Origin of the sequence: Carnimonas bestiolae, from assembly GCF_051251145.1 — a bacterium.
Classification (GTDB): domain Bacteria; phylum Pseudomonadota; class Gammaproteobacteria; order Pseudomonadales; family Halomonadaceae; genus Carnimonas; species Carnimonas bestiolae.
Genome location: NZ_JBPCZK010000025.1, coordinates 1 through 629 on the forward strand (window position 1 = coordinate 1; position 629 = coordinate 629).

1 tRNA gene and 1 rRNA gene are annotated in these 629 nt (G+C 52.5%); both read right to left on the bottom strand.

Annotated features, from left to right (window positions below):
- Window positions 1-92, bottom strand: a 23S ribosomal RNA gene (locus R84865_RS13285); the annotation flags it as partial.
- A 430-nt stretch (window positions 93-522) separates the two neighbouring features.
- Window positions 523-598: transfer RNA gene (locus tag R84865_RS13290), tRNA-Ala, on the bottom strand.
- Between the last annotated feature and the right edge of the window lie 31 nt (window positions 599-629).

Genomic DNA, 629 nt, shown 5'->3' on the forward strand with positions numbered 1-629 from the left:
TTGCCACCTCCCCAACGCTTATCGCAGGCTTTCACGTCTTTCATCGCCTCTGGCTGCCAAGGCATCCACCGTGTGCGCTTAATCGCTTGACCATATAACCCGAAGGGGTCATATGTCAGAAGAAACGAAGCTACTCGTTGCTTCCAGCCGATTAATCACGATTTTCGCCGGATACGCTTGAGACGTATCTCACTGCCACCACACTGACACTCCCGCTGATAATGAGAGGGCCAATGATTTTGTGGCAGACCAGCGCTTACGTTAGACAGGCCTCCTGGTGGAGACTGTCTTCGGTAATGCTGGATTTGGCATCAGCATGATTTACATTGTTAAAGAGCGTACTGTCATAAAGACAGTCATCGACGTCTCTTCTCTCTATGAGAGGAAAGATTTCGTGACTGGCTTCCGATGATGAAACCAAGATTTGGTGGAACCCGGGAGGATCGAAGTCGATCGCGACCCCGGTCTGACCACCTGACGTGCAAGGCAGGCGCTACACCTACACCTTCCACACCGTTGATTTGGTGGAGCTAAGCGGGATCGAACCGCTGACCTCCTGCGTGCAAGGCAGGCGCTCTCCCAGCTGAGCTATAGCCCCAAATCGAACCACTGCGATTTTGATTTCAGGC